General features: G+C 57.7%; 21 protein-coding genes and 1 pseudogene. 15 read left to right on the top strand and 7 right to left on the bottom strand.

What is annotated here, in order from left to right:
* Positions 1 to 129: 129 nt before the first annotated feature.
* Complete coding sequence (locus R1T46_RS14250; protein WP_286809947.1) at positions 130 to 456, top strand: histidine triad nucleotide-binding protein; 327 nt, start codon at positions 130 to 132, stop codon at positions 454 to 456.
* 234 nt (positions 457 to 690) lie between these two features.
* On the opposite strand, the gene R1T46_RS14245 is transcribed toward R1T46_RS14250, so the two are convergent.
* From R1T46_RS14245 to R1T46_RS14235, 3 genes and pseudogenes are all read right to left on the bottom strand, one after another.
* On the bottom strand, positions 691 to 1,149 hold the full coding sequence (locus R1T46_RS14245) for a group II intron maturase-specific domain-containing protein (protein WP_213480061.1): 459 nt from the start codon (positions 1,147 to 1,149) through the stop codon (positions 691 to 693).
* A gap of 228 nt (positions 1,150 to 1,377) precedes the next feature.
* Positions 1,378 to 1,591, bottom strand: a pseudogene (locus R1T46_RS14240) (reverse transcriptase domain-containing protein); the annotation flags it as partial.
* A gap of 439 nt (positions 1,592 to 2,030) precedes the next feature.
* Complete coding sequence (locus R1T46_RS14235; protein ID WP_213480062.1) at positions 2,031 to 3,035, bottom strand: LysR family transcriptional regulator; 1,005 nt, start codon at positions 3,033 to 3,035, stop codon at positions 2,031 to 2,033.
* A 532-nt stretch (positions 3,036 to 3,567) separates the two neighbouring features.
* Here R1T46_RS14235 and R1T46_RS14230 point away from each other — a divergent pair.
* The 10 genes from R1T46_RS14230 to R1T46_RS14185 all read left to right on the top strand — a co-directional run bounded on the left by R1T46_RS14230 (position 3,568) and on the right by R1T46_RS14185 (position 15,573).
* On the top strand, positions 3,568 to 4,707 hold the full coding sequence (locus R1T46_RS14230) for an acyl-CoA dehydrogenase family protein (RefSeq protein WP_100690025.1): 1,140 nt from the start codon (positions 3,568 to 3,570) through the stop codon (positions 4,705 to 4,707).
* A gap of 73 nt (positions 4,708 to 4,780) precedes the next feature.
* Positions 4,781 to 6,226, top strand: coding sequence for a 3-oxoacyl-[acyl-carrier-protein] synthase III C-terminal domain-containing protein (locus tag R1T46_RS14225; RefSeq protein ID WP_213480063.1), 1,446 nt, complete (start codon positions 4,781 to 4,783; stop codon positions 6,224 to 6,226).
* Between the two features lie 28 nt (positions 6,227 to 6,254).
* Positions 6,255 to 7,454, top strand: a complete 1,200-nt coding sequence (locus tag R1T46_RS14220; protein WP_062362653.1) for an acetyl-CoA acetyltransferase — start codon at positions 6,255 to 6,257, stop codon at positions 7,452 to 7,454.
* A gap of 77 nt (positions 7,455 to 7,531) precedes the next feature.
* Positions 7,532 to 9,199, top strand: a complete 1,668-nt coding sequence (locus R1T46_RS14215; RefSeq protein ID WP_213480064.1) for an acyl-CoA dehydrogenase family protein — start codon at positions 7,532 to 7,534, stop codon at positions 9,197 to 9,199.
* A gap of 92 nt (positions 9,200 to 9,291) precedes the next feature.
* Positions 9,292 to 10,212, top strand: coding sequence for an SDR family NAD(P)-dependent oxidoreductase (locus R1T46_RS14210; protein ID WP_062362662.1), 921 nt, complete (start codon positions 9,292 to 9,294; stop codon positions 10,210 to 10,212).
* 86 nt (positions 10,213 to 10,298) lie between these two features.
* A complete protein-coding gene (locus R1T46_RS14205; RefSeq protein WP_062362665.1) occupies positions 10,299 to 11,156 on the top strand; it encodes a MaoC/PaaZ C-terminal domain-containing protein in 858 nt (285 codons plus the stop codon).
* A 68-nt stretch (positions 11,157 to 11,224) separates the two neighbouring features.
* Positions 11,225 to 12,451, top strand: coding sequence for a CoA transferase (locus tag R1T46_RS14200; protein WP_062362668.1), 1,227 nt, complete (start codon positions 11,225 to 11,227; stop codon positions 12,449 to 12,451).
* Between the two features lie 33 nt (positions 12,452 to 12,484).
* Positions 12,485 to 13,645: an acyl-CoA dehydrogenase family protein gene (locus tag R1T46_RS14195; RefSeq protein ID WP_213480065.1), complete on the top strand. Its 1,161-nt coding sequence runs from the start codon at positions 12,485 to 12,487 to the stop codon at positions 13,643 to 13,645.
* A gap of 36 nt (positions 13,646 to 13,681) precedes the next feature.
* Positions 13,682 to 14,773: an acyl-CoA dehydrogenase family protein gene (locus R1T46_RS14190; RefSeq protein WP_213480066.1), complete on the top strand. Its 1,092-nt coding sequence runs from the start codon at positions 13,682 to 13,684 to the stop codon at positions 14,771 to 14,773.
* Between the two features lie 17 nt (positions 14,774 to 14,790).
* Positions 14,791 to 15,573 carry an enoyl-CoA hydratase/isomerase family protein gene (locus R1T46_RS14185; protein ID WP_062362678.1) on the top strand — a complete coding sequence of 261 codons (783 nt, stop codon included), beginning with the start codon at positions 14,791 to 14,793 and terminating at the stop codon, positions 15,571 to 15,573.
* 109 nt (positions 15,574 to 15,682) lie between these two features.
* Here the strand turns inward: R1T46_RS14185 and R1T46_RS14180 are convergent, their stop codons facing one another.
* Both R1T46_RS14180 and R1T46_RS14175 read right to left on the bottom strand, forming a co-directional pair.
* Entirely contained in the window at positions 15,683 to 16,366 is a 684-nt protein-coding gene (locus R1T46_RS14180; protein ID WP_317305891.1) for a nitroreductase, read from the bottom strand.
* A 340-nt stretch (positions 16,367 to 16,706) separates the two neighbouring features.
* Complete coding sequence (locus R1T46_RS14175) at positions 16,707 to 17,615, bottom strand: LysR family transcriptional regulator (RefSeq protein WP_100690031.1); 909 nt, start codon at positions 17,613 to 17,615, stop codon at positions 16,707 to 16,709.
* A gap of 161 nt (positions 17,616 to 17,776) precedes the next feature.
* Here R1T46_RS14175 and R1T46_RS14170 point away from each other — a divergent pair, with 161 nt between their 5' ends.
* Genes R1T46_RS14170 through R1T46_RS14155 form a run of 4 tightly spaced genes read left to right on the top strand, consistent with a single transcriptional unit; the run spans position 17,777 to position 21,867 of the window.
* A complete protein-coding gene (locus R1T46_RS14170; RefSeq protein ID WP_213480067.1) occupies positions 17,777 to 18,613 on the top strand; it encodes a MaoC family dehydratase N-terminal domain-containing protein in 837 nt (278 codons plus the stop codon).
* Entirely contained in the window at positions 18,614 to 19,777 is a 1,164-nt protein-coding gene (locus tag R1T46_RS14165) for an acyl-CoA dehydrogenase family protein (RefSeq protein ID WP_062363137.1), read from the top strand. It abuts the gene before it with no gap.
* Between the two features lie 26 nt (positions 19,778 to 19,803).
* Positions 19,804 to 21,003 (top strand): CaiB/BaiF CoA transferase family protein, encoded by a 1,200-nt coding sequence (locus R1T46_RS14160; protein ID WP_100690032.1) that lies wholly within the window; start codon positions 19,804 to 19,806, stop codon positions 21,001 to 21,003.
* A 33-nt stretch (positions 21,004 to 21,036) separates the two neighbouring features.
* The gene (locus R1T46_RS14155) at positions 21,037 to 21,867 is read left to right on the top strand and encodes an HpcH/HpaI aldolase/citrate lyase family protein (protein ID WP_062363156.1); all 831 of its coding nucleotides are present in this window, start codon (positions 21,037 to 21,039) and stop codon (positions 21,865 to 21,867) included.
* 130 nt (positions 21,868 to 21,997) lie between these two features.
* Here R1T46_RS14155 and R1T46_RS14150 read toward each other — a convergent pair whose 3' ends face one another.
* Entirely contained in the window at positions 21,998 to 22,957 is a 960-nt protein-coding gene (locus R1T46_RS14150) for a hydroxymethylglutaryl-CoA lyase (protein ID WP_062363157.1), read from the bottom strand.
* Positions 22,958 to 22,961: 4 nt separating this feature from the next.
* Entirely contained in the window at positions 22,962 to 24,968 is a 2,007-nt protein-coding gene (locus R1T46_RS14145) for an acetyl/propionyl/methylcrotonyl-CoA carboxylase subunit alpha (protein WP_317305890.1), read from the bottom strand.
* Positions 24,969 to 24,971 lie beyond the last annotated feature (3 nt).

Here is a 24,971-nt window from a genome sequence, read left to right as displayed (position 1 = left end):
TTTACGATGGCGATTGTGCGATAGGGAACGTAGTTTCCACGTTTATGCTATCCTTGTCTCTGGAGCCGGAGTCAACCGATTCCCCCTCTGTGGTGTACTTATAGGCAGCTTTTAGGAGGAAAGAAACTTATGAGCGACTGTATCTTCTGTAAGATGATCGACGGCGAGATTAAGCCTGATATCGTACTCGAAACGGACAGCGTTTTAGCTTTTCACGACAGTAATCCGCAAGCGCCCACCCATGTTTTGATCATTCCAAAGCAACATATTCCGACTATGAACGATCTGGAGCCAGAAGATGTCCGGTTGATGGGGGACCTATCTCTGGCGGCGCGTAAGGTCGCTGAGAGGGAAGGGGTGTCGGGAAATTTTCGCACCACGATCAACTGCGGCAGGGACGGTGGCCAAGTGGTGTTTCATCTTCATATGCACTTGCTAGGCTGGCCATCAGACTAGACATGCTGGATTGACCTACCCCATCATAATGCGCTCGACTGACGTGCTTTCCTTGGCTATAGGCATCAGTTCGGCGAATCGCTCCAACGGCGGCTGTTGGCATTTTTCCCGTTTGATGGCAATGAATGGATCCATGCAGGCCTTTTCGCTAGCGGCGACATTTGTGGCACTGAAATACCCGGTCTCCGCGAGCAGTATGTCAGCTTTACCCAACGACTCCGGTTATGCGGCCAACTACATTAGCAAGCTTACCAAAGACAGGCCGTTGAACACCTTCTTTGGCAGTGCTAAGTTCATGTGGGGTGCGCCACTGTTCCACCAGGGTCCACGACCATTCGTGGCACTCATCCAGGCCCTCGGCTCGGTCAGGTTTAACCGCATCAGGTCGCGGGGCCGCCGTGTGCGGGCTCGTTTCCAGTGTAGCCAAAGGATCAACCGGAGTCGCCGCCGTAGCCAGCCATTCCGTGCTTCAAACGGTCGCTTCGACGCCGTCATACGATAGTACTTCACCCAGCTCCTGAGTACCGGGTTCAGCTTCCGGATGGTCGTCGTTAGCGATTGCTCGTGAGATCGCTTGAGCAGAGGACTCAGCTTGGCCATGAAGGCCCGTCGCCAAGGAAGATCCACGGCGCTTTTCGCCGTGTTCACCGTCAGGCGCAGATGAGCTTCCAGGAAGGGGGTAATGCTGGTCATAACCCGATGGCCGGCTCGTTCGCTTCGGACATAGAGGTTGCGTCGAGTCGCCCCGGGGGGGCTGCCTTATCCCCAGCTCGCTTCCCACCACCTCTCTTAAAGGCAGCAGTAGTGGGCGGTTTGGAGCCTCCGCCTGTACAGTGGTTCCGAGGCCCCTCCCTCATCTCGTATGCAGCATGGATACGCAGCAAGCTTGTGCTCGGCTAGGCTCCTTCGTGGCACACCATGGTCCGCGTAGCGGCAGAACCGGCATCCCCGGCGCTCTAGTGTTCCGATCCAGTTCGGTCAAGAGCACGTCGGAGAGCAAGGGTGACATGGGTCCACCTTGCGGCGTGCCTTCCCGTTTCGGGCTGACCAGCCCACCTGCGATCATTCGGCTTGCAGGTAGATACCATCTGTCCTGGCGATCGGTGATGCGACAGGCCGGCAGGTCCATCAGCACACCTTGTGGGCCCGGTCAATGCACGCCCGCATCAGGTTCTGACCCTCCATTCCCAACCCTCTCGGGGCCGGTAGCACAGTGGCAGAGAACCAGACTTCCCAGCGTAAGGTGCGTGACCTTCACACTTATACCAGCTGCATCTACGTCCACACCTTCCGTTCAAATACTGGGTTTTACAATAATGGCCCCTTGCCCGGTGTTACCGCCTCATGCGGTTCCTGTTCGTCGGGCCAGTGCTTTGCCTGCAGCTTCCTTCAGATTCCACCTCGCGATGGACACCCTTGCGGGCCCCAAAGAAGACTGCACTCCGGCCAGCACCATCTGAACCGGAACAACGCCCGTCAAGGCGCTACGCGCCATGCCTGGTGCACTAATAAAAATAAATATCCCGTTTTGGCATGTTTTCCTTCTGAAATCGATTTGGAAGATCGCTCGAAAGTTACTCGTTTATTCCTGTGATCTCGCCGTCTTTGCGAGCCGCCTGGCTGATTTTTTTCGGGTTAAACAACAACTTGCCTTTCCATTTACCGGCTTCGACCTGTTCTGCCACTTGCTGCATGATGATTTCTGCCAGTTTCATGGTGGCAACGGAGGCGGGAAGGTCCGTTGGGGTTACGATAGAGAGCGTTCGCTTTATTTCCGGTGACGTAATAGGAATGGCGACCACCTCGTTTCTCTGAACCATGTCATGAACCGCAGCTGAGGAGAGAATGGTATAGCCCAGACCCCGACGAACCATGTCGGTCAGCATGGGCCAGGCACTTACCTCCATGGCCAGATTAAGTGTTTTGTTGCGTTCGGCAGCTTCCTTTTCCATAGAGATTCGGAGCCCATGCTTTTCTTCAGGTATTACCAGTGGTAATTCAACCACTTCATCCAGCGTAATCTCCGAGCGTTTTGAGATACGTGTATCGGTTGGCGAGATCAGATAGAGCTGTTCTTCAATCAGAGGCCGGTAACGGAGATTCTTATGGTTGCTGTGGTTGTAGCTGATTGCTAGGTTCAGTCGGTGCTGCATTACCATCTGCTGCAAGGTGCCACTCATGGCAGATTTGACAGCCAGGTGCACCTGAGGAAATCGTTTTCGGTACTGCTCAATAATTGTGCCAGAAAAACGATGGGTGACTGTTGGGAGCAAGCCGAGTATTACCTGGCCCGTCACTTCACCGGCAACTGCCGTGACATCTGCCTGGGTTCGCTCAAGGCTTTGCAACAGGATTCGGGCCCTTTCATACAGCAGTTCTCCCGCGGCGGTGAGTACGACTCCTCTACCGTGGCGTACAAAGACCTCCACGTTCAGAGCTTCCTCAAGCATGCGAATCTGACGACTGAGTGCTGGCTGCGCTACGAACAGCTTTTCCGATGCGCGGCTGAAGCTGCCGGTGTCGGCTACCGTCAGAAAGGTGTTTAGCTGACGCAAATCTATGTTCAGGTTGAAGGGCATGGAGGGAGGCCTCTTCTATAACAATTAATTATTGGTTTGCTCTACTCTATACCATCTGTGCAAGCGAAACCTAAAGAGACTCTAATTAACTCCGAATCGCTTCTGCGAGCCCTGAGAGCTGCAGGTGCAAGGCACGGTTCGCAGCCAATGGCCGTAGCCCTTGGCAAGAGCGGCAACGCAGCAGGTGCAGCTCTCAGGGATCGCCCTTCGGGGCTTGCAGAGCGATCAACACTCTGCGTTGCGACTTTTGAAAGGCAACCAGCCTTCCTGCAAGGTCGGGCCTTGATTGTAAACCGCTCTGCAAGCCAGAGGTGATCCGGAGTTAATCAGAGGCTGCCTGGTTGGTAATACATTCTTTTGGTATGCCCAAAAACGATAATTCATATAAAAAGTATATAATTGTTGTGGTTTTTCCTCACTGATACAGTTGATTGCATCTGGTTTTCCGCAAAGTGCGGCTTTGCCGAACCTTGAAAGAGGCGATAAAGCTTCGGGATCACCTCTGGCAAAAATCATAAGGAGGGTGAAAACTATGCAAAACCGTTCTATCTTTAGCAGTGAGCACGAGCTGTTCCGTGAAAATGCCCGCCGCTTTTTTCGAACGGAACTCGAACCTAATATCGAGCGGTGGGAGAAAGATGGCATTGTCCCAAAGTCGTTTTGGCGCAAAGCGGGTGAGAACGGTTTTTTGTGTTGTGGTGTGCCTGAGGAGTATGGCGGACCGGGTGCGGATTTCCTCTACAACATGGTGCTCTCTGAGGAGACTGGTTATGCCATCGGTGGCGCCAGCGTGGGGTTCTCTGTAAGTGCCGATATCGTTGCTTACTACCTCATGAACGCTGGTACTGAAGATCAGAAGCGGCAGTGGCTTCCGAACATGGTTACTGGTGAAACGATTGCCTCTATTGGAATGACCGAGCCGGGTGCTGGCAGTGATCTTAAGGCCATCCGCACCTCCGCCGTTCGTGATGGCGACGAGTACGTTATCAATGGCCAGAAGACCTACATTACTAACGGTCAGAATTCTGATTTTGTGCTTCTTGCATGTGTTACTGATCCTGGCAAGGGCGCTCGAGGAATTAGCATGATTATTGTCGAGACGGACCGCCCTGGTTTTGAGCGTGGTCGTAACCTGGACAAGATCGGCCAGAAGGCGGCAGACACCTCGGAAATGTTCTTCCAGGATGTGCGTGTCCCGGTTACCAACCTGGTTGGCCAGGAAGGTGAGGGGTTTGCCATGATGATGCGCGAGCTGCCCCGCGAGCGGATCACTATTGCCTGTCGTGCTCAGGCGGAAGCGCAGCGCGCCTTTGATCTGACCAATGAGTATGTTAAAGAACGCAAGATGTTCGGCCAGGCCTTGGCCGATTTCCAGAATACGCAGTTCACCCTCGCAGAAATCAAGACAAACCTGGACGTGGGTTGGGCCTTCCTCGATCAGTGCATCAAGAAGTGTTCTGACGGCACGCTGACCCCGGAAGAGGGCGCCATGGCCAAGCTGTGGACTACCGAGAACGAAGGTGTGGTGGTCGACAAGTGTCTGCAGCTGTTTGGTGGTTACGGTTACATGTGTGAGTATCCGATCTCACGCATGTTCGTCGATGCTCGGGTTCGCCGTATCTACGGTGGCGCCTCTGAAGTCATGAAGCTGGTTATCGCCCGCTCCCTGTAATTCGACTATTCATCTGGCAATCCGGCTGCCTTCGGCGGCCGGGGTCGCACAACAAGATAAGGAAGGAATTCACATGTCTGGTATTACCGCTTACGGTGCCTACATTCCCCGGACTCGCCTGCAGAAGTCTGCTATTGCTGATGCCAACGACTGGTTTGATGCCAGCCTGCGTGGCCTGGCCAAGGGCGAGCGTAGTGTCTGCAACTGGGATGAAGACACTCTCACCATGGCTGTGGAAGCTGGCCAGGACTGTTTGTCCGTTCTCGATGCTGGTTCCGTGAATACTCTGTATCTGGCGTCAACCACTCTGCCATTTCTGGATCGTCAGAACTCGGTGGTCGTAAGCCAGGCACTTAATTTGGGCGACGATCTTCGCACGATGGATGTCGCGGCTTCCCAGCGCGCCGGCACATCGGCTCTGATCGCCATGCTTGAGTCCGGATTGACCCCGGGAAATGCCCTGCTGGTGGCCTCCGAGCACCGTCGCAGCAAGTGTGGCTCTCGGGCGGAAATGCTTTGGGGCGATGGAGGTGCGGCTGTTTCGGTGGGAAATGAGGGTGTGATTGCGGACCACTTGGGTAGTGAAACTTACGTTACTGACTTTGTAGACCATTACCGTGGTGAAGATTCCACCATTGACTACGAGTGGGAAGAGCGTTGGATTCGCGAGGAAGGTTACATGAAGAGTGTTCCGCTGGTGGTATCACGGCTCCTGGATAAGGCTGGTGTGAAGCCATCCGACATTGCCCACTTTGTTCTGGCCTGCGATCAGGCCCGTACTCCTGGCGCCGTCGCCAGAAAGATTGGCATTTCCGCTGACGCGGTGATCGACAACCACATTGAGGATCTGGGCGTCACCGGCGTTGCTCATCCGATCCTGTTGCTCACGGAAGCACTGGAGAAAGCCAAAACGGGTGACCTGATCCTGTTGACTGGTTTCGGGCAGGGTGCTGACGCCGTGCTGCTGCGTGCAACTGATGCGCTCGCCGGCAAGCGTCCGGAAACGGGCTTCACTGGTGCTCTGGCTCGTCGCCGCGAGGATGCCAATTATAACAAGTTCCTGAACTTCAACAATCTCGTGGACCGTGAGGTCGGCAAGCGTGGCGAGCTGGACAAGCAGAGTTATCTGGCGGCCATGTACCGTCGCAAGGACCTGCTCACCGGATTCATCGGTGGCAAGTGCCGCAGCTGCGGCACCGTGCAGATTCCCAAGGAAAAATATTGCGTTAACCCTGAGTGTGGTGCCCTAGATAGCCAGGACGATCACCCGATGTCTGCCGTCAAGGGTCGCGTGATGACCTGGACTGCCGACCGCCTGACCTTTGACTGGAATCCGCCGGCGTACTTTGGCCTGGTGGAGTTTGAGGGTGGTGGTCGCCTGATGATGGACTTCACGGAAGTTGAGTCGGGCACCATGGATACCGGTGTTGAGGTTTCCGTGCACTTCCGTATCCGGCAGTTCGATAACCAGCGTGGCTTCCGGAAGTACTTCTGGAAGGCCACTCCGGCTCAGCAATAACTCACGCAGTGACTACAGGTGACTAACAATGGCTAGTGGAATCAAAGATAAAGCAGTGATCCTTGGAATGGGCTGCAGCAAGTTTGGTGAGCGCTGGGATGCCAGTCCTGCGGACCTGATGTCCGAAGCGTTTGAGGAGAGTCTGGCGGATGCGGGTATCGACAAGAACCAGATCGAGATGGCCTGGTTCGGTGCTGGTATCGATGCCTTCAACGTAGGCGCCAGCGCCATGCCGCTGTCCATCGCGCTGCGACTGCCCAATATTCCAGTGACCAAGGTTGAGAATATGTGTGCCACCGGTACCGAAGCCTTCCGGGGCGCGGTTTACGCCGTTGCCTCTGGTGCTTGTGATATTGCCCTGGCACTGGGTGTGGAGAAGCTCAAGGACGTGGGGTACGGCGGTCTGCCGCAGCGTACCCGGGGCGTGGAGAATGACATGTACTGGCCCAACCTTTCTGCGCCAGGCGCTTTCGCGCAGCTCGCCAGTGGTTACCGTGCCAAGCACGGTGTCGACCAGGGAGACCTGAAACGCGCCATGGCCCATGTCTCCGTGAAGAGTCATGCGAATGGGGCCAAGAACCCCAAGGCCCACCTGCAGCGCGAGATCACCGAAGAGCAGGCCATGAATGCTCCTTACATTGCTGAGCCGATCGGGCTGTTTGACTGTTGTGGTGTGAGTGACGGCGCAGCTTGTGCGATTGTCTGCACTCCAGAAATTGCCCGTGCCCTTGGAAAGGCAGACCTGGTATCTGTCAAAGCGCTGCAGCTTGCGGCCTCCAACGGTGAAGAAGCCGGCTTCAGCAAGTGGGATGGATCGTACCTGAAGACCACCCGCATCGCGGCTCAGCGGGCCTACGACGAGGCGGGTATCACCAAGCCCCGGGACGAAGTCAGTATGACCGAAGTGCATGACTGCTTCTCGATCACCGAGCTGGTCACCATGGAAGACCTGCAGCTTTCGGACGAAGGTCAAGCGGTGTGGGATGTGCTTAATGGTGATTTCGACGCCGATGGCCGCATTCCCTGCCAGATCGATGGCGGCCTGAAGTGCTTTGGCCACCCAATTGGCGCTTCAGGTCTCCGGATGATCTACGAGAACTATCTGCAGTTCCATGGCCGCGCCGGGGACCGTCAGCTGAAGGATCCGAGGTTGGCACTGAACCACAACCTGGGCGGTTTCCCGCACCAGAATATTTGCAGTATCTCGATCATCGGTCGCTACGAGTAAGGTGGTTCAGCCGGGACAGTCCAGAGTTGGCTGTCCCGGGTAGTTTGCCCTAATACATTGAGTCAGGAAGGTTTCGCATGAGTGTCGGTGAACAGGCCGTAGCCCTGGGACTTGCAGACAGCAGTATCAACACAGTTGATCAGTTTGTCCGTCGTGGACTGAAGAATCTCAAAACCTTCAGTATCGTCGATGGCAAGCTTGATGGCGACTTGCTGGATAAGCATCAATTGAGTTGTTACGAATTGGCCTTCTGCACAGCTGAACTGGCCGCGGCAAGGGAGGTCTGCGTTTACGCCCGAAAAGTCGGCGATGACGATAGCCTTGCCACGGACGCTGCACTTGGCTTTAGCTCAGAAGCCGTCACCTCGGCACTCCAGCGTTTGCTGGCCCGTGCCACAGATCTGGGTCTGGATGTTGTGGAACTGTCTGCCCTGTTTGACGACAGTGCCATCAGCGTCCTGCGTGCCCAGTACGGCAGCGCGGAGTTTCTGGCTGGCATCGGCTCGGCTGTAGCCGACCGTGGTAGCAGTCGCCTGCCTACCCTGCTCAGTGACGACAAGGAAATGGTTCGCGACATGTTTGCTCGCTTCGGTGCCGATGTTGTCGACCCGCTTGCGGAGAAGATACACCGCCACGATCTGGATATCCCGGATGAAATCCTAAAGCAGGCGGCGGAGCTGGGATGTTTCGGAATCAGTATTCCGGAGCGCTTTGGTGGCCTTCAACCGGATGATCGAGACGACAGCCTGGGCATGATCGTGGTGACCGAAGAACTCTCCAAGGCGTCATTGGGCGCCGCAGGTTCATTGATTACCCGTCCGGAAATCGCGGCCAAGGCGTTGTTGCAGGGGGGCACTGTTGCCCAGCAGGAAACCTGGCTGCCGCAGATCGCCTCCGGCGAGAAGTTGTGCGCCATTGCAATTACCGAACCGAACTTCGGGTCGGACGTGGCATCACTGGGGTTGAAAGCGACTCCAGTCGAAGGCGGCTGGGTGCTTAACGGCAGCAAGACGTGGTGCACGTTCGCTGGCAAGGCCAGCCTGCTGTTGGCAATGGCCCGTACCGAAAAGGACCCTGCACTGGGACATAAAGGGCTGAGTCTGTTTCTGGTCGAGAAACCGGCTGCCACGGGTCATGAGTTCCGTCATCAGCAACCCGAGGGCGGGGTGATTCAGGGCAAGGCAATTGCCACCCTGGGCTACCGTGGCATGCATTCCTATGACGTGTTTTTCGAGGACTACTTTGTGCCCGCCGATTGCCTGATTGGAGAGGAGAACGGCCGTGGCAAGGGTTTCTATTTCACCATGGCAGGTTTTGCGGGTGGTCGTATCCAGACTGCGGCCCGGGCCACGGGTGTCATGCAGGCGGCCTTCGAGAAGGCGTTGAGCTACTCCCGTGAGCGCAAAGTCTTTGGCAACCCGGTCGGTGACTACCAGCTTACCCAGGTGAAGCTTGGCCGCATCATGGCCACGCTGACCGCATCCCGACAGTTCAGCTATGCCGTTGCACGGATGATGGACGAGGGTGCCGGCCAGATGGAAGCGAGCCTGGTCAAGCTGTTCAGTTGTCGCGCAGCGGAGTGGGTAACCCGCGAAGCCATGCAGATTCATGGCGGTATGGGGTATGCCGAAGAAACTGCAGTGAGTCGTTATTTCGTCGATGCCCGTGTGCTGTCGATTTTCGAAGGTGCCGAGGAAACCCTGGCACTCAAAGTGATTGCAAGAAACCTGGTGGCCAATGCCTGAACGGTGGTCACGCCAGAATCGAATGAACGGCAGTTCTGAACTGCCATAAGCCAGACAGAGAGCGGACAACAAGAGACCTGTAGGAGGGTGTCATGAGCGATAAAAAACTGCTGGAAGGCAAGGTCATCATAGTTACCGGTGCCGGTCGTGGTATCGGCCGTGCCACCGCACTGATGCTGGCAGAAAGTGGCGCCAGGGTTGTGGTTAACGACATTGGTGGCAGCGCAGACGGCTCTGGCACTGATGCCACCCCCGCACAGGAAGTGGTCGATGAGATCAAGGCGGCTGGGGGCGATGCGGTCGCCAGCTTTGACAGCGTGACTTCCTGGGAAGGCGGTCAGAAGATCGTGCAGTCTGCCATTGATCATTTCGGCCGCATCGATGGTGTCATCAACAACGCGGGTAATCTGCGTGATGTGATCTTCCACAAAATGACCGAGGAAGATTTTGACGCAGTACTGGCAGTGCACCTGAAAGGTACTTTCAATGTCAGCCGTGCTGCAGCTCCCATCTTCCGGGAGCAGGGCAGCGGCACCTTTGTCAACATGACCTCCACTTCCGGCCTGATTGGTAACTTCGGCCAGGCCAACTACGCGGCGGCAAAGATGGGTATCGTTGGTCTGTCCAAGTCCATGGCCCTGGATATGCAGCGCTTCGGAGTAACCTCCAACTGCATCGCACCATTCGCCTGGAGCCGGCTGATCGGCAGCATTCCTACTGACAGTGAGGAACAGAAAGCCCGGGTTGCAAAGATCCAGAAGATGACCCCGGACAAAATAGCCACCCTGGCGGTGTCCCTGTGCAGCGACCAGGCAAAGAACGTTAGCGGGCAGATCTTCGGCGTGCGTAACAACGAAATCTTCCTGTTCAGCCAGCCGCGTCCGTTCCGTTCTGCCCACACATCCGAGGGCTGGACTCCGGAGACGGTACTGAGCCGCGTACTGCCGGCCTTCGAAGCGGACTTCTATCCGCTGAGCCGCTCTGCAGACGTATTCAGCTGGGACCCGTTCTGATCCCGCTCTGACACTGCAGAATTGATCCGGCCCTGCAGGGCCGGACACCTGTACCGCCCGGACAGTCACAATAAAGGAGCGCCCCGGTGGCCATCGATTACGATAAGCTGATGAATCGCAAGTTCGAGCGTCTCGAACACACCTACACCGAAAAGGACACCATCCTTTACGCGCTTGGTGTGGGCATGGGTATCGATCCCCTCGATGAAGACTGCCTGAAATTCGTCTACGAAGATGGCCTGAAGGCGATGCCCAGCATGGCCAACGTACTGGCCTATCCCGGTTTCTGGGCGAAGGAGCCGGATACCGGGATCGACTGGGTGAAGATTCTGCATGCCGGCCAGGAAATGATCATGCACAAACCGCTGCCCGTATCCGGCACGGTTGAAGCTACCACTAAAATCAACGAAATCATTGACAAGGGTGAGGGCAAAGGGGCGCTGATTCTGTCTGAGCGTACCGTCAGGGACACTGCAACGGGTGAAGACCTCTGTACCCTGATCACCACCACCATGGCCCGGGGCGACGGGGGCTTTGGTGGCCCTTCAGTTGCGTCTCCGAAGCCGGACCCCATTCCGGAGCGTGAGCCGGATCTGGTCTGCGACCTCCCGACCTTGCCCATGTCGGCACTGATCTACCGACTTTCCGGCGACTATAACCCGCTGCACGCCTCCCCGGCAGTGGCGCGAGCCGCCGGGTTCAAAGCTCCGATTCTGCACGGGCTGTGCACTTTCGGTGTGGCCACGCACGCCATTCTGAAAACACAATGTGATTACGATCCGGCCCGCTTACAGCGGATTCGTTTGCGGTTCTCCGCGCCTGTATATCCGGGTGAGACCATTCGCACGGAAATCTGGCGTAATGGTAATGAAGTGGCATTCCGTTGCCGGGTGACCGGGCGCGACCTGGTGGTGGTCAATAACGGTTACGCTGAGGTCAGCTGATGATTTGTCCGGTCGCCAGGAAAGTGGCCCGGTGACTGCAATTTTTCTACAGCCAGGATTCAAGCTTCATGCAGAATATTCTTTCAGGCCTTCGAGTCGTTGAGGGAAGTGCTTTTGTGGCCGCGCCCTCCGGTGGGATGACGCTGGCACAACTGGGTGCGGACGTTATTCGTTTTGACCCCATCGGTGGCGGCATCGATTACCGGCGCTGGCCGGTGACCGCGGATAACAAGAGCCTGTACTGGCACAGCCTTAACAAGGGCAAACGCTCCATTGCTGTGGACTTCCGGCGGCCTGAAGGCCAGGAACTGCTGACACGGCTGATTACCCAGCCGGGGGACGAGGCCGGACTGTTCCTGACCAATTTCCCGGCCAGGGGGTGGATGGCTTACGAACGCTTGAAGGAGTACCGGGAAGACCTGATTTATCTGAATCTTGTGGGGGACCGTCACGGTCGCGGGGCACTTGATTATACGGTTAACTGTAAGGTGGGTTTCCCGTCACTGACCGGCAACGGTAAGAGTGGGAAGATTCCTCCGCTGAACAATCCGTTGCCCGCCTGGGATGTGATTACGGGGCAACAGATCGCCCTGGGGCTGCTGGCGGCTGAGCGTCATCGTAGCCGGACCGGGCAAGGGCAACTGGTGCGGATAGCGCTGGCGGATGTTGCACTGGCCACTCTCGGTAACCTCGGTTATATCGCCGAGGTGATGATCAATGACGAGGAGAGGGAAGCGATCGGCAATAACATCTTCGGCACCTACGGTCATGACTTTGAGTGCCAGGATGGTGAGCGCGTGATGGTTGTCGGTGTGAGTCCGAACCAGTGGCGGGCGCTGGTAGACGTGACAGGTACCGGGCCAGAGATTGCGGCCTTGGAGCAGCGCCTGAGCCTCGACTTCCGAAAAGAGGGCGACCGTTACAAAGGCCGGGATGGTATCACTGACATATTCCGCCCCTGGTTTGCCGCTCGCCGGTTCGAGCAGGTGGCCACGGAACTGGACAATGCCGGTGCCTGCTGGGGTAAGTATCAGACTGTCCGGGAAGTTGTTGAGAAGGATATCGACTGCTCCGTGGATAACCCATTGTTCCAGATGGTCGGGCAGCCCGGAATCGGGGAATACCTGATGCCTGGCCATCCATTGCGCTTTACCTCCGTGGACCGGGATTCGGTACGGCCCGCGCCAGAACTTGGTGAACACACCGAGGAAATCCTGGCAGACACTCTCGGCCTGTCTTCAGGCGAGATAGCCCGGCTTTTCGATGAGAAAATCGTGGCCAGTTCAAACAAATGATAATCAGGCTAACCATTTAAAAGGGGGCTCATTGTGGAAAGTGTCCGGTTCAGTTTTCCTGCTCCTGAAATCGATGAAAGTGTCGATGAGCTTCGTAAGGAAGTGCGCGCTTTTCTGAAGGAGGAAGTTCGCAGCGGTGGCTTTGTTCCGGTCACAGACTGCTGGTGTGCCGGTGTAGACCCGGACTTCAGTCGGAAGCTGGGCCAGAAGGGCTGGATCGGAGTTACGTGGCCCCGGCAGTATGGCGGGCGTGACCTGAGCGCTCTCCATCGCTATGCGATCACCGAAGAGCTGTTAGTGGCAGGCGCTCCCGTACACGCTCACTGGATTGCAGATCGCCAGAGCGGGCCGCTTATTCTGGCGAAAGGTACAGAAGACATGAAACGAAACATTTTACCGCAGATTGCTGCCGGAAAATGTTTTGTAGCGCTTGGCCTCAGTGAACCGGAATCCGGCTCCGACCTTGCGTCCGTGCGTACCCGTGCCGCCAGAGTAGAGGGTGGATGGGAAATCACGGGCACCAAATTGTGGTCATCGGGGGCCCGGCACTGTCAATACATGACGGTACTGGCTCGCACCGGTGAGCGCGACCCGGACAAGCGCCATGCAGGCCTGACGCAGTTTCTCGTCCCGCTGGATTCGCCGGGGGTGACGGTGCGGGGAATTCGTGACATGAGCGGGGTCGAGCATTTCAACGAGACTCACTTCGAAAGTGCCTTCGTCCCGGACGATGCCGTACTGGGCGCGGTTGGCGAAGGCTGGAAGCAGGTCACGAGCGAACTTGCGCTGGAGCGTTCGGGACCGGAGCGTTTTCTGAGCACCTTTATTGTACTGGAAAAGGCGATGCAGCATAGCGCTGCCGGAATGAACGGACACCAGGCTGCAGTTTTCGGCAGCATTCTCGCCCGCATCCGTGCATTGCGCGCTATGTCCCTCGGTGTCGCGGCACTACTCGACCAGGGACATTCCCCGGAAATAGAGGCGGCACTGGTCAAGGACCTGGGCACCCGGCTGGAGCAGGACATTATCGAGCGCCTTCGGGAGTTTTGGCCGATACAGATGAAACAGGGCTATGGTGACGAGTTCCAGTCCCTGATGTCGGATAGCCTGCTGCGCCAGCCCTCCTTTACCCTGCGGGGGGGCACCAACGAGGTACTCCGGGGCATCATCGCCCGAGGTGTGGGACTGAACTGATTGCGTGGCCCAAAGGGAGTCATCACCGGAGGCGATATGGAACAGACAGATCAGCTTATTCTTGATACCGCCCATCGCCTGTTTGCGGATCAGTGCGACGCAGAGACTGTTAATCGCGCGGAAAATTGCGAAACACCCGATCGGCTGTGGCAGGCCATTTTTGAGTCAGGTCTGACCCTGGCCTGGGTACCAGAGGCCGCCGGTGGTGTTGGTGGTTCGTTGGCTCTTGGCTTCAACCTGATCCGCCAGGCCGCCAGCTTTGCCTTGCCGGTGCCACTGGCTGATACCCTGGTAGCCAACCTGTTGCTGGCAAAAAGCGGGCTTTCGGTCAGCGCCGGCTGCTGGGCAGCAATGGCTTTCGATGGGCATGAGGTGCCGTCTTTGTTACAGGGGGAAGTCAGCGGGGTGGTGGAGGCAGCCTCCGGTGCCCCGGGAGCCACGGTGGTTGTAGTGCCGGTACTGGAAAAGGAAGTGGTCAGGATCGCCACCTTTGCCCCTTCTGCGATCGACATGGAGCATCATGAAAGCCTCGCCGGTGAGGCGAGATCCCGGATTATTTTCGATTCGGCAATTCCGGGCCAGTTGTCCGCACCTGTTGATGGCATGACGGTGGATGGTCTGAAGCAGTTCTGTGCTTTGGTCCGTGCCTGCCAGATTGCCGGGGCACTGGAAAAGATTACGGATTTGACGGTGGGCTATGTCAGGGAGCGTCACCAGTTTGGCCGCCCCCTGGGCAAGTTTCAGGCTATTCAGCACAAGATAGCCGATATTGTCGGGGAGAGTGCCCTGACCGGTGCGGCGGTGGAGCAGGCTGTGCGGAAACTATCCGCTCACCCTGTTCCGTTCAGCGGGGATTCCGATATGCTGCTGCCGTTGGCAACTGCCAAGATAGTGGCTTCCGAGGCGGCAGGCAGGGTAACCCGGAATGCGCATCAGGCGCATGGTGCCATGGGGTTCAGCTTTGAATACCCGCTGCAGCAATACAGCCGGAGAGTCTGGAGCTGGCGAGAGGAGTTTGGCCCGGAATTTTACTGGTCCGGGCGTCTGGGAATGGCGGTTGCCTCCGGGATCAGCTCCCATGGCAGCAACCACGGCGATGGCGGTACCTGGGATCTTGTGTCCCAATAACATGATCGGGAGAGACCATGAAAACCTTTGAGGATGTGATTGTTGAGTGGCATGAGCATGTAGCGCTTGTGGAGATTTGCCGTCCGCCGCTGAACTTTTTTAATGTAACGCTGATTGAGCATCTCGCTGAGACTTTTGAGACTCTGGACCAAAAGGATCATTGCCGTGCCATTGTGTTGGCTGCGAGAGGTAAGGCTTTCTGTGCGGGTGCGGATTTTTCTTCCAGCGGGGGTGACCTGTTCAAGCCTGAAAGCGATAACAGCGCGATCACTCTGTATAGGGCCGCTGCGAGATTGTTCCATTGTCGAAAACCGGTGGTGGGTGCTATTCAAGGTGCAGCCATCGGTGGAGGCCTGGGGTTGTCACTGGTACCGGATTTCCGGATCGTCTGCCCCGAAACACGCTTTGCCGCCAACTTTGTCCAGCTTGGTATCCATCCGGGGTTTGGAATCAGCCTGGCCCTTCCGCGGCTTATCGGCCAGCAGAAGGCGCAGTTAATGCTGCTCACCGGTCGGCGGATCAAAGGCGAGGAAGCTCTGGAGTATGGCCTTGGTGACAAGCTGGTCCCGTCGGACAGGGTTCGTGACGAGGCGATAGCGCTAGCCACCGAAATTGCCCGGTGTGCGCCCCTGGCGGTGGAGTCGACCCGGGCGACGCTGCGTCAGGGTCTGGCGGAAGAGTTGCAGGCCAGGCTTGAGCACGAATTCGCCGAACAGGCGTGGTTGGCTGAAACGGCTGACCACAGAGAGGGCCTGGCGGCGGTCAGAGAGCGGCGTCCGGGGCAGTTTTCCCGGTCCTGAAGAATTGGTGATGCCCGGAGCACGGTCCCAAAACAGCCTGCTTGTTGGTTTTCCCAGAAATAGCCCGGCGGGGGCCGGGCCCTGCAGTGGCGGGCTATGCAGCAGCTTGTCAGCCCCGGAAAACGACCGAGTTGGCCAGCGGCTCGCGCACGGTCCGCGTACGATTGGCATCCACGTCGGGGTCTTCATAACCAAAACTGATACCCAGCAGAATGCCGGTGCTGTCGTCGAGCCCGAACGCTTCCCGCACCAGATCCGGATAGGTTCGCATGCTGCCCATGGCGCAGCTGCTGATGCCAAAGGCATGCATGGTCAGCATGAGGGTCTGGGCATAGATGCCCACGTCCAGCGAGATGGTTGCACCGAAGTTGCGATCCATGCCCAGGAAGGCGATGTGCGGGGCATCGAACAGCTCGAAATTGCGGCGGACGGCCCGGAGTCTGCCGGGTTTGTCATTCCGGGCAACCCCCATCTCGTTATAAAGCGCGACCGCACAATCCACCTGACGTTGGCGGTATTCTCCCTCGAAGGTAGATACGTAGGAAAAATCCGGTTGGCCTGCCACGCCCTGGTCCAGCCGTTCCAGGAACTGGTCCCGCAGCCGGTCTTTCACCTCGCCGGAGGCAACATACACCTTCCACGGCTGAGTGTTGCAGTTTGAAGGTGCCTGCTGGGCTATTTCAAATACCTGTTCAAGCGTCCCGGCAGGTACCGGATCGGGCAGATAACCTCTGACTGAGCGCCGAGAGGTGATGGCATCGATCACAGGCACACTGGGTTTGGTTATGACCATAAAGTTCTCCGGGGTGCTCTTGAAGTCGTTATTACAGTGACGATAACAATTTAAGAACTGCGTGGGAAAAGCATATTTTCTATTAAAAGTATGCCGGAAATGTATTTCTTATTCGCCAAGAGTTGCAGAGCAGATAATCTGAATCCAAGCGCACTGAGTGAGGCTGAAGCGCGGACTCTTTACCTGACGAACAGAACTCTAGAGGTGCCATCATGCAACAACGACGAGCAGCTATTGTTACTCCGGTGCGCACCGGTGTGGGAGCATTTGGCAAGGCACTAAGACAGGTTTCGGTTGAAGACTTGATTGCTACGGTGTAGACGGTGTACTTCCCTGATGATCAGTCTGGGGTCGTCAGGCTGATCTGCGAACGTATTTCCTCCACCAGCTCCTTACCACATCTGGGCAAGGCATCCAGTTCGCGGACGATCAGGCTGCGCTCCCGTTCCGCCCAGTCGTCTTCCAGGTAGATGGTTACGATGTCGAGAAAATCGGTATAGCGGCGGGCGATGGAGCGGGGCAGGATGCCGATTCCGACACCGCGGCTGACCATCCGGCAGGCCGACTCGAAGCCGAACACCTGGATCCGCATCTGCAGGGTCGAGCCGGTTTCGCTGGCCTGGTCCTTGAGGAAATCGAACAGGGTGCTGCCTTCTCGCAAACCGATATGGGGGTATTCCAGGGTTTCCCGGAAGGAGAGGGTCTGGCGTGTAGCCAGCTCGTGGCCTTTCGGGGCGACCACCACCAGTCGGTCAACGCTGAATGGAATGATCTCGAGCTTTTTGTTCGCGTTCACCGGGCCGGCGACAACGCCGAGGTCGGTTGAGCCGTCCACCACCCCGCGAATGATGTCGTGGGTCAGCCGTTCCTGCAGGTCAATGGTCACACCCGGGCGGTTGACCAGAAAACGGGCCAGCACGTCCGGCATGAAGTCACTCACCGCCGTGGTGTTGGCGAAGATGCGTAAATGGCCTGATTTCCCTTCCGCATACCGGGAAAACTCATCCCTGATGTAATCCACCTGGCGCATGATGGCGCGGGCATGGACCAGCAGATCATGGCCGGCAGGGGTCAGTTCAACGCCCTGACTGTCCCGGTAGAACAGTCGGCTGCCAAGCTGTCCTTCCAAAGATTTGATTCGCATGCTGGCCGCCGCGGTGGAAAGGCTTACTCGACGAGCACCACCGGTCAGGCTATTGGCTTCGGCAACATGAATAAACAGGCGAAGATCAGGAATGTCAAAGTGCATGGTTTGGATACAGCAGGCTAACAAAGAGACGCTCAGTCTAAACCATGGGGGTGTTCATGGAAACCAAACGCACCCTTGTGGAAAAACGAATTCTCTTCAGTCTTATATACCGGCATTCTTACTATTGTTCAAAAACCAGAATAAAGATTGATAGAGGATCCATGATGTCGCGCTCTCCCGAAGACTGGATTGGCAAGAAGGAGTCCTGCCGGGATCGCCTTGATCCCTCGCATGCGGGTCGTATTGCGGCGATGTTGGACCGCCCTTTGTCTCAGGAAGGTGATGTCCTTGAGCCATTATGGCACTGGGCGTTTTTCCAGATTCCGGTACCACCTTCCGAGACAGGGCCGGATGGTCATATTGCTCCGGGCGGCTTTCTGCCGAAATCTGAGGGTAATACCCGGATGTGGGCCGGTGGCCGCGTTCAGTTCCATCAGCCACTGATCATCGGTCAGCCGGCGCAGCGCGAGTCCCGCATCAAGGCGGTCAATGAAAAAAATGGTCGCTCCGGCAAGTTGCTGTTCGTCACGGTGGAGCATGAGTACCGCCAGAATGGTGAGCTGTGCTTGAGCGAGGAGCAGGATATTGTCTATAAGGCGCCGGCAGCGCCTAGGCTGTCGCTGGACAAGCCGGTTGCTGAAGCCCAGTGGAGTCAGCCGGTAAAGCCATCTCCGTTGTTGTTGTTCCGCTATTCCGCAGTCACCTTCAATGGCCACCGGATCCATTACGATCACCCCTATACCACCAGGGAAGAGGGCTATCTGGACCTGGTTGTCCATGGCCCACTAATTGCGACGCTAATGGTACAGGCCTTTGTCGATTCTAATCCGGATCTGCGGCCAGTGCGCCTCTCATATAGAGGGTTGCGGCCCTTAACCGTTAACAAATCGTTCCGGGTTGAAGGGCGACTGGCCGATGAAGGCAAGGCACTACTCTGGGCCGCTAACGAAGACGGCCCGGGTCACGAAGCAGAACTTGAATTCGAGGAGAAGAGGTAGATGAATAGTCCATCCCTGCAGAAGTATGAGGATATTCGTGAGGGTGTCCGTGGCCTGTGTGCCGAGTTCGATGCGGCCTATTGGCGTGGCGTGGATGAGCGCAAAGCCTTTCCTGAGGAGTTTGTTGAGGCAATGACTCGGGCAGGCTGGTTGGCCGCGATGATTCCCGAGGAATATGGAGGGTCCGGTCTTGGTGTGTCTGAGGCTTCAGTCATTCTGGAAGAGATCAATCTGGCTGGCGGCAACTCCGGTACAGTCCATGGTCAGATGTACAACATGTTTACGCTGCTGCGTCACGGTAGCGAGGCACAAAAGCAGGAGTATCTGCCAAGAATTGCGGCGGGCGAATTGCGTCTGCAGTCCATGGGGGTAACAGAGCCGACCACCGGTACTGATACCACCAAAATAAAGACTACAGCAGTGCGTCAGGGCGACAAGTACGTGGTGAATGGCCAGAAAGTCTGGATCTCCCGCATCCAGCATTCTGACCTGATGATCCTGCTGGCCCGCACCACACCGCTGGCAGAGGTTCAGCGTAAGGCCGATGGCATGTCGATCTTTATTGTGGATCTGCATGATGCTATCGGTAATGGGCTGACGGTTCAGCCGATTGCCAACATGGTGAACCACGAAACCAATGAGCTGTTCTTCGATAACCTGGAAATCCCTGCCGAGAACCTGATTGGAGAGGAAGGTAAAGGCTTTCGTTATATTCTGGATGGCCTCAATGCCGAACGTGCACTGATTGCCGCCGAGTGCATCGGTGACGGTCGCTGGTTCATTGACAAGGCGCGCAAGTACGCCAGTGAACGGGAGGTGTTCGGCCGACCAATCGGCAAGAATCAGGGCATTCAGTTCCCCATCGCCAAGGCCCACATCAATGTCGAGGCGGCCGATTTGATGCGCTGGCGTGCCTGTGAGGAATACGACAGTGGCCGCAACGCCGGTGCCAGCGCCAATATGGCCAAGTATCTCGCGGCGGAGGCATCTTGGGAAGCTGCTAACGTGTGTTTGCAGACTCATGGCGGGTTTGGTTTCGCCAATGAATACGATGTGGAGCGGAAGTTCCGGGAAACTCGTCTGTACCAGGTGGCGCCCATTTCCACTAACCTGATCCTGTCCTACGTGGCCGAGCATCTGCTGGAGCTGCCCCGGTCGTTCTGACATCTGACAGCTCTGGGAACCTTGCTGTGACAGAAAAAAATGATAAACCCCTTCCGTTGAAAGGGGTAACGGTCATTGCGCTGGAGCAGGCTATTGCCGCGCCTTTGTGTACCCGCCAGTTGGCGGAGCAGGGTGCGCGGGTGATCAAGGTTGAGCGTCCTGGCACTGGTGATTTCGCCCGGGCTTACGATGACCGGGTCAACGGACTGTCCTCCCATTTTGTGTGGGTGAACCGCTCCAAGGAAAGCCTGACACTGAACCTGAAAAGCGCAGCGGCTCAGGAAATTCTTCACCGGTTGCTGGCTGAAGCCGACATCCTGGTGCAAAACCTCGCGCCCGGCGCCACTGCTCGTATGGGGCTGTCATTTGAACAGCTGCACCAACAATACCCCCAGCTGATTGTCTGCGACATTTCCGGTTATGGTGAGGGTGGCCCCTATCAGGACAAGAAGGCCTATGACTTGCTGATCCAGAGCGAGAGCGGCTTCCTCTCAGTAACCGGAACGCCGGATGCCGGTGGCATGGTGAAAGCGGGTTGCTCGGTGGCGGACATTGCTGCCGGGATGTATGCCAGCAACGCCATTCTGTCGGCGTTGTTACTGCGCGCGCGGACGGAAGAAGGAGCTCACATTGACGTTTCCATGCTGGAGAGTCTGGTGGAGTGGATGGGCTACCCCCTGTATTACAGTTATGATGGGGCACAACCCCCGGCGAGAGCGGGTGCTTCCCATGCCACCATTTACCCCTACGGCTCGTTTCCAGTCGGGGATGGCAAAACGGTGATGTTGGGGTTGCAGAACGACCGCGAGTGGCGGGCGTTCTGTGAACAGGTGCTGAAATACCCGGAGCTGGCGCAGGACCCGCGTTACCGCGATAACCCCCGACGGTCGGAAAACCGGGAGGAGCTTGCCGCACGTATCGCCGAAGTCTTTGCGGGAATGACGCTGGAGGAGGTGATCTGCCGTCTGGATAAGGCGGGTATTGCCAATGCTGTAGTCAACGACATGGCCCATGTCTGGCACCATCCGCAGCTGACGGCCCGAGATCGTTGGCTCGATGTGGCAACTCCGGTGGGGTCGATACCTGCACTGAAGGCCCCTGGACTCTATTTTCCGGAAGCGGTCTCCGGCGTGCCAGCCGTCGGCGAGCACAAGGCCGCCATTCTCCAGCAGCTTGGCTACTCTCCCGACCGAATCGACCAATTTGAACGTGATGGCGTGATCTGACGCCAACGCAACACTGAAAACAGGAACCTGACCATGATAGGCAGAGATTTGAAAACCATGCTCTTCGTGCCGGCCTCCCGACCGGAGCGCATCCCCAAGGCGATCGCAAGCGATGCCGGTGCGGTCATTGTGGACCTGGAGGACGCGGTTCCTGCGGCTGCCAAGGACTCCGCGCGCGACTCTCTGGATGCGTTCCTTCGTGGCCACGATGGGGCACTGATCTTCGTGCGTATCAATGCCCGGGGCACTGCGGGCTTCGAGGCGGATCTGGCACTGTGTGCACGCCACGCCAATGTCGTCGGCATTATGTTGCCAAAGGCCGAATCAGCGGAGGATGTCCGGGTTGTCGCTGGGGCCGGGAAGAGCATCATCCCTCTGATCGAATCAGCACGTGGTCTGGTTGCCCTCAACGAAATCGCCGCGGTGCCAGAGGTTGAGCGACTGAGCTACGGTGGTCTGGACCTCAGCGATGACCTCGGCCTCGAAGTTAATACCGGCGCCGCAGAGATGGTTATGGATCAGTGCCGTTATCAGCTGCTGGTCAGTTCCCGCGCAGCTGGATTGCTGGCACCCATTGACACTGTTTTCCCGGTTTTCGATGACGAGGAAGCAGTGCTCTCCCGTGCGCGCCGGGCCCGTAATATGGGGTTTGGCGGCATGCTGTGCATCCACCCCCAGCAGATTGCTCCGGTGCAAGCCGGATTTTCGCCGGACCCCGATCAGGTTGAATGGGCCCGCAAGGTCATGGAGGTCGCCCGATCTGGTGGCGGGGCGTTCAAGGTAGATGGCCAGATGGTCGATGCCCCGGTCATTGCAATGGCTAGAACCATCCTCGAACGAGCTGAATGGGGTTTCGACAAATAACCGGACCCCGACAAGCCGGCCATTGCTTACCTATCGACAGACAGGACGAGGGTGGCGACAGGACGCTGGTGGCCAGTCCTGCCGCCCCGCCCGTCTGGCAGGAGACGCTGCCCCGCGTTATTAATGCGCCTCATTTTGTCTTGCGGAATTTGTCGAGACCGCCGGTATGCATGACCCGTCCCATAAGCGGTGCGCCGATGATCTCTTCGGCCTTTAGCGCCGCTTCGATCAGCTTGTCCAGGTCAATCCCGGTATCGATGCCAAGCTCGTGGCACAGAAAAACCGCGTCTTCGGTGCAGACATTGCCGGCGGCGCGGGCATGGCCGTGACCCGCGAACGGACAGCCGCCAAGCCCGGCGACAGAGCCCTCGAACATATCCACTCCCATCGACAGCGCGGCATACAGATTAGCGACGCCAAGCCCGCGCGTGTCATGAATGTGCATGCCGATCCGCGCGTCGGGGGCCATTTCGCGCAGGGCGCCGATCATGCGTTTGACCGCTTCAGGATTGCCCCAGCCCATTGTGTCGGCCATCACGAGGACGGGAACAGGAATCTGCTCTTCCTCGCAAAGTTGCAGGATAAAGCGGAAATCGTCGAGGATGCGTTCTTGCGGAATGGGGCCGTCCAGGTTACAGCCAAAAGCCGTCATCACATAGGCGGCGTCAACCGTGTAGCCTTCTTCCTTGTAAAGCCGGACCCAGTCGCGCTGTCTCTCGCGCATTTCGGCGGATGAACAGTTGTTATTTGATCGGGCAAAAGCCTCGGAAGGGTAGAACAGCAGACGCGGGTCGATATCGACCTCATGCGCGGCCATCGCTTTTCGGAAGCCCTTGTCGTTCAGCCAGAGCGAGGTGTATTTGACGCCGGGTTTACGGTTGATACGCTGGAACAGCTCCCCGGTGTCGGCCATCTGAGGCACGTATTTCGGGCTGACAAAGCTGCCGACCTGAATGCGTTTCAACCCGGTCTCGCTGAGCATGTCGATCAGTTCGACTCGCTGTTCGATAGGATAAATCTTCTTTTCGATCTGAAAACCCTCGCGCGGGCCTTCCTCACGAAATTCGACGAATTTTGGAAAGTCGCTCATTTCATCACTCCTCGTATTGCAGGATCTCGGCTATGACCTGGCCGCGATCGACCATGTCCCCTTTCGAGACGGATATATTGCTGGCGATACCGGCTGCGGCAGTGCGGATCGAGATTTCAAGTTTCATGGATTCCATGACCGCGACCACGTCGCCTTCGGCCACGGACTGACCCTCAGTCACGTTGATCTCGACGATCACCCCGGTCAGCGGAGAGGCCACAGCGCGATCCGCCGCAGCATCGCCGCCGACGAAATCCAGCGGAGCGGCCGGATGGAAGATCAGGCGGCCCTCGGGTGTATCCATCTCGATCACCCCGGCGTGTCGCCGTGCGTCGATCAAAAGGACAGTATCGCCCTCGCTCAGGCACCAGCGGCCCGCCGTGATTTCACGCGCCGCCAGTGTCATTGCATCGTAGTTTTCCGACAGGACGGTGTACCGGTCTCCGGGTTTGACGGGGCCGACGCATAATTCCTCGGATATGCCTGCAGAGTCCGTGAGCGACACGCGTTGTCCCGCTTCGAGCACGTCGTCCCCGAGACCGAGGCGCCAGCCAGTGAAGGTGTTGCGATTGGTCCAGGGGTCGGCATCTGTATCGCGGCGTGGCGTTGCCACGAAGAGAATGGCGGCGGCCGCCTTCCAGAGCTCGGGACGGGACAGGGTGCGTGGCTGTGTCAACACGTCGATACGACCGTCGATCCAGCGCGTATGAACCTGCATCTGCGCGAATTCCGGGTTCCGCGCCAGCGCCGACAGGAAGGCACGGTTGGTTTGCACGCCCTCCACCGCAACATGGTCCAGAGCCGTCGCCAGCCGTGCCAATGCTGTTTCGCGGTCGGGCGCGTGAACGACCAGCTTGGCGATCATGGGATCGTAATAGGGCGTGACCGTGTCGCCTTCTTTAACGCCGCTGTCGATGCGTAACCCATCGGGCAGGCTCAGTGTGGTCAGCGTGCCCGTCGAGGGGGCGAATTGCATCGCCGGGTCTTCGGCGTAAAGCCGTGCCTCGACCGCGTGACCGGTGATCTTCAGATTCCCCTGCGTGAAACCAAGGCCCGCACCTTCGGCAATGCGCAGGTGAAGCGAGACTAGGTCCAGGCCGGTGATCGCCTCGGTGACGGGGTGTTCCACCTGGATCCGGGGGTTAACCTCGAGAAAGTAATACTCGTCCCCCGCAACCAGGAACTCCACCGTGCCCAGGCCGCGATAGTCGAGCGTCTCGCCCAGTCGCACCGCGTCTTGCCCGATTTTGTCCAGAAGCGCACGCGGCAGACCCCAGGCAGGGGCCTCTTCGATGACCTTTTGGTGCCGGCGCTGGAGCGTACAGTCGCGTTCGAACAAGTGTACCACATGCCCCTTGCCGTCGCCCGCGATCTGCACTTCGACATGGCGCGCCTCTGGCAGGAAACGTTCCAGCAGAAGGCCCTCCGAGCCGAAGGTGGATTTCGCCTCGCGCAGCGCACCTTCGATGTCCTCCTCCAGCGTGGCCGCCTCTGTCACAAGCCGCTGCCCGCGCCCGCCGCCGCCACCGACCGCCTTGAGCAGCACCGGCAGACCCATTTCGCGTACTGCGGCGGCAATTTTCTGAGGGTCGGACTGCGCACCTTCCGTGCCCGGGATCACTGGAACGCTGGCGGTAACCGCTGCCGCCTTAGCGCTGGCCTTGTCGCCGAAGCGCTCCAGCGTTTCGGGCGTCGGCCCCATGAAGATCATCCCGGAAGCCTCGACCGCACGGGCAAAATTGGGGTTTTCGGCCAGAAAGCCGTAGCCAGGATGGATCGCATCGGCGCCGACGGATCTGGCGGCAGCGATGACGGCATCGACCTTCAGGTAACTCTCGGATGCGGGACCAGCACCCAGGCGGATAGATTGGCCGATCTCCCGGACATGAAAGGCGTTGCTGTCGGCATCGGAATGGACCCCGATGGGTGTGATGCCGCAGGCCCGCGCGGTGCGCGCAATCCGGCAGGCGATTTCGCCGCGATTGGCGATGAGAAGTGTTTTTATTTTCATGGC

The sequence above is a fragment of the Marinobacter salarius genome, assembly GCF_032922745.1.
In the GTDB taxonomy this organism is placed as follows: Bacteria; Pseudomonadota; Gammaproteobacteria; order Pseudomonadales; family Oleiphilaceae; genus Marinobacter.
Note: the sequence above shows the minus strand (reverse complement) of the source record. Positions and strands in the feature narration are given on the sequence as shown.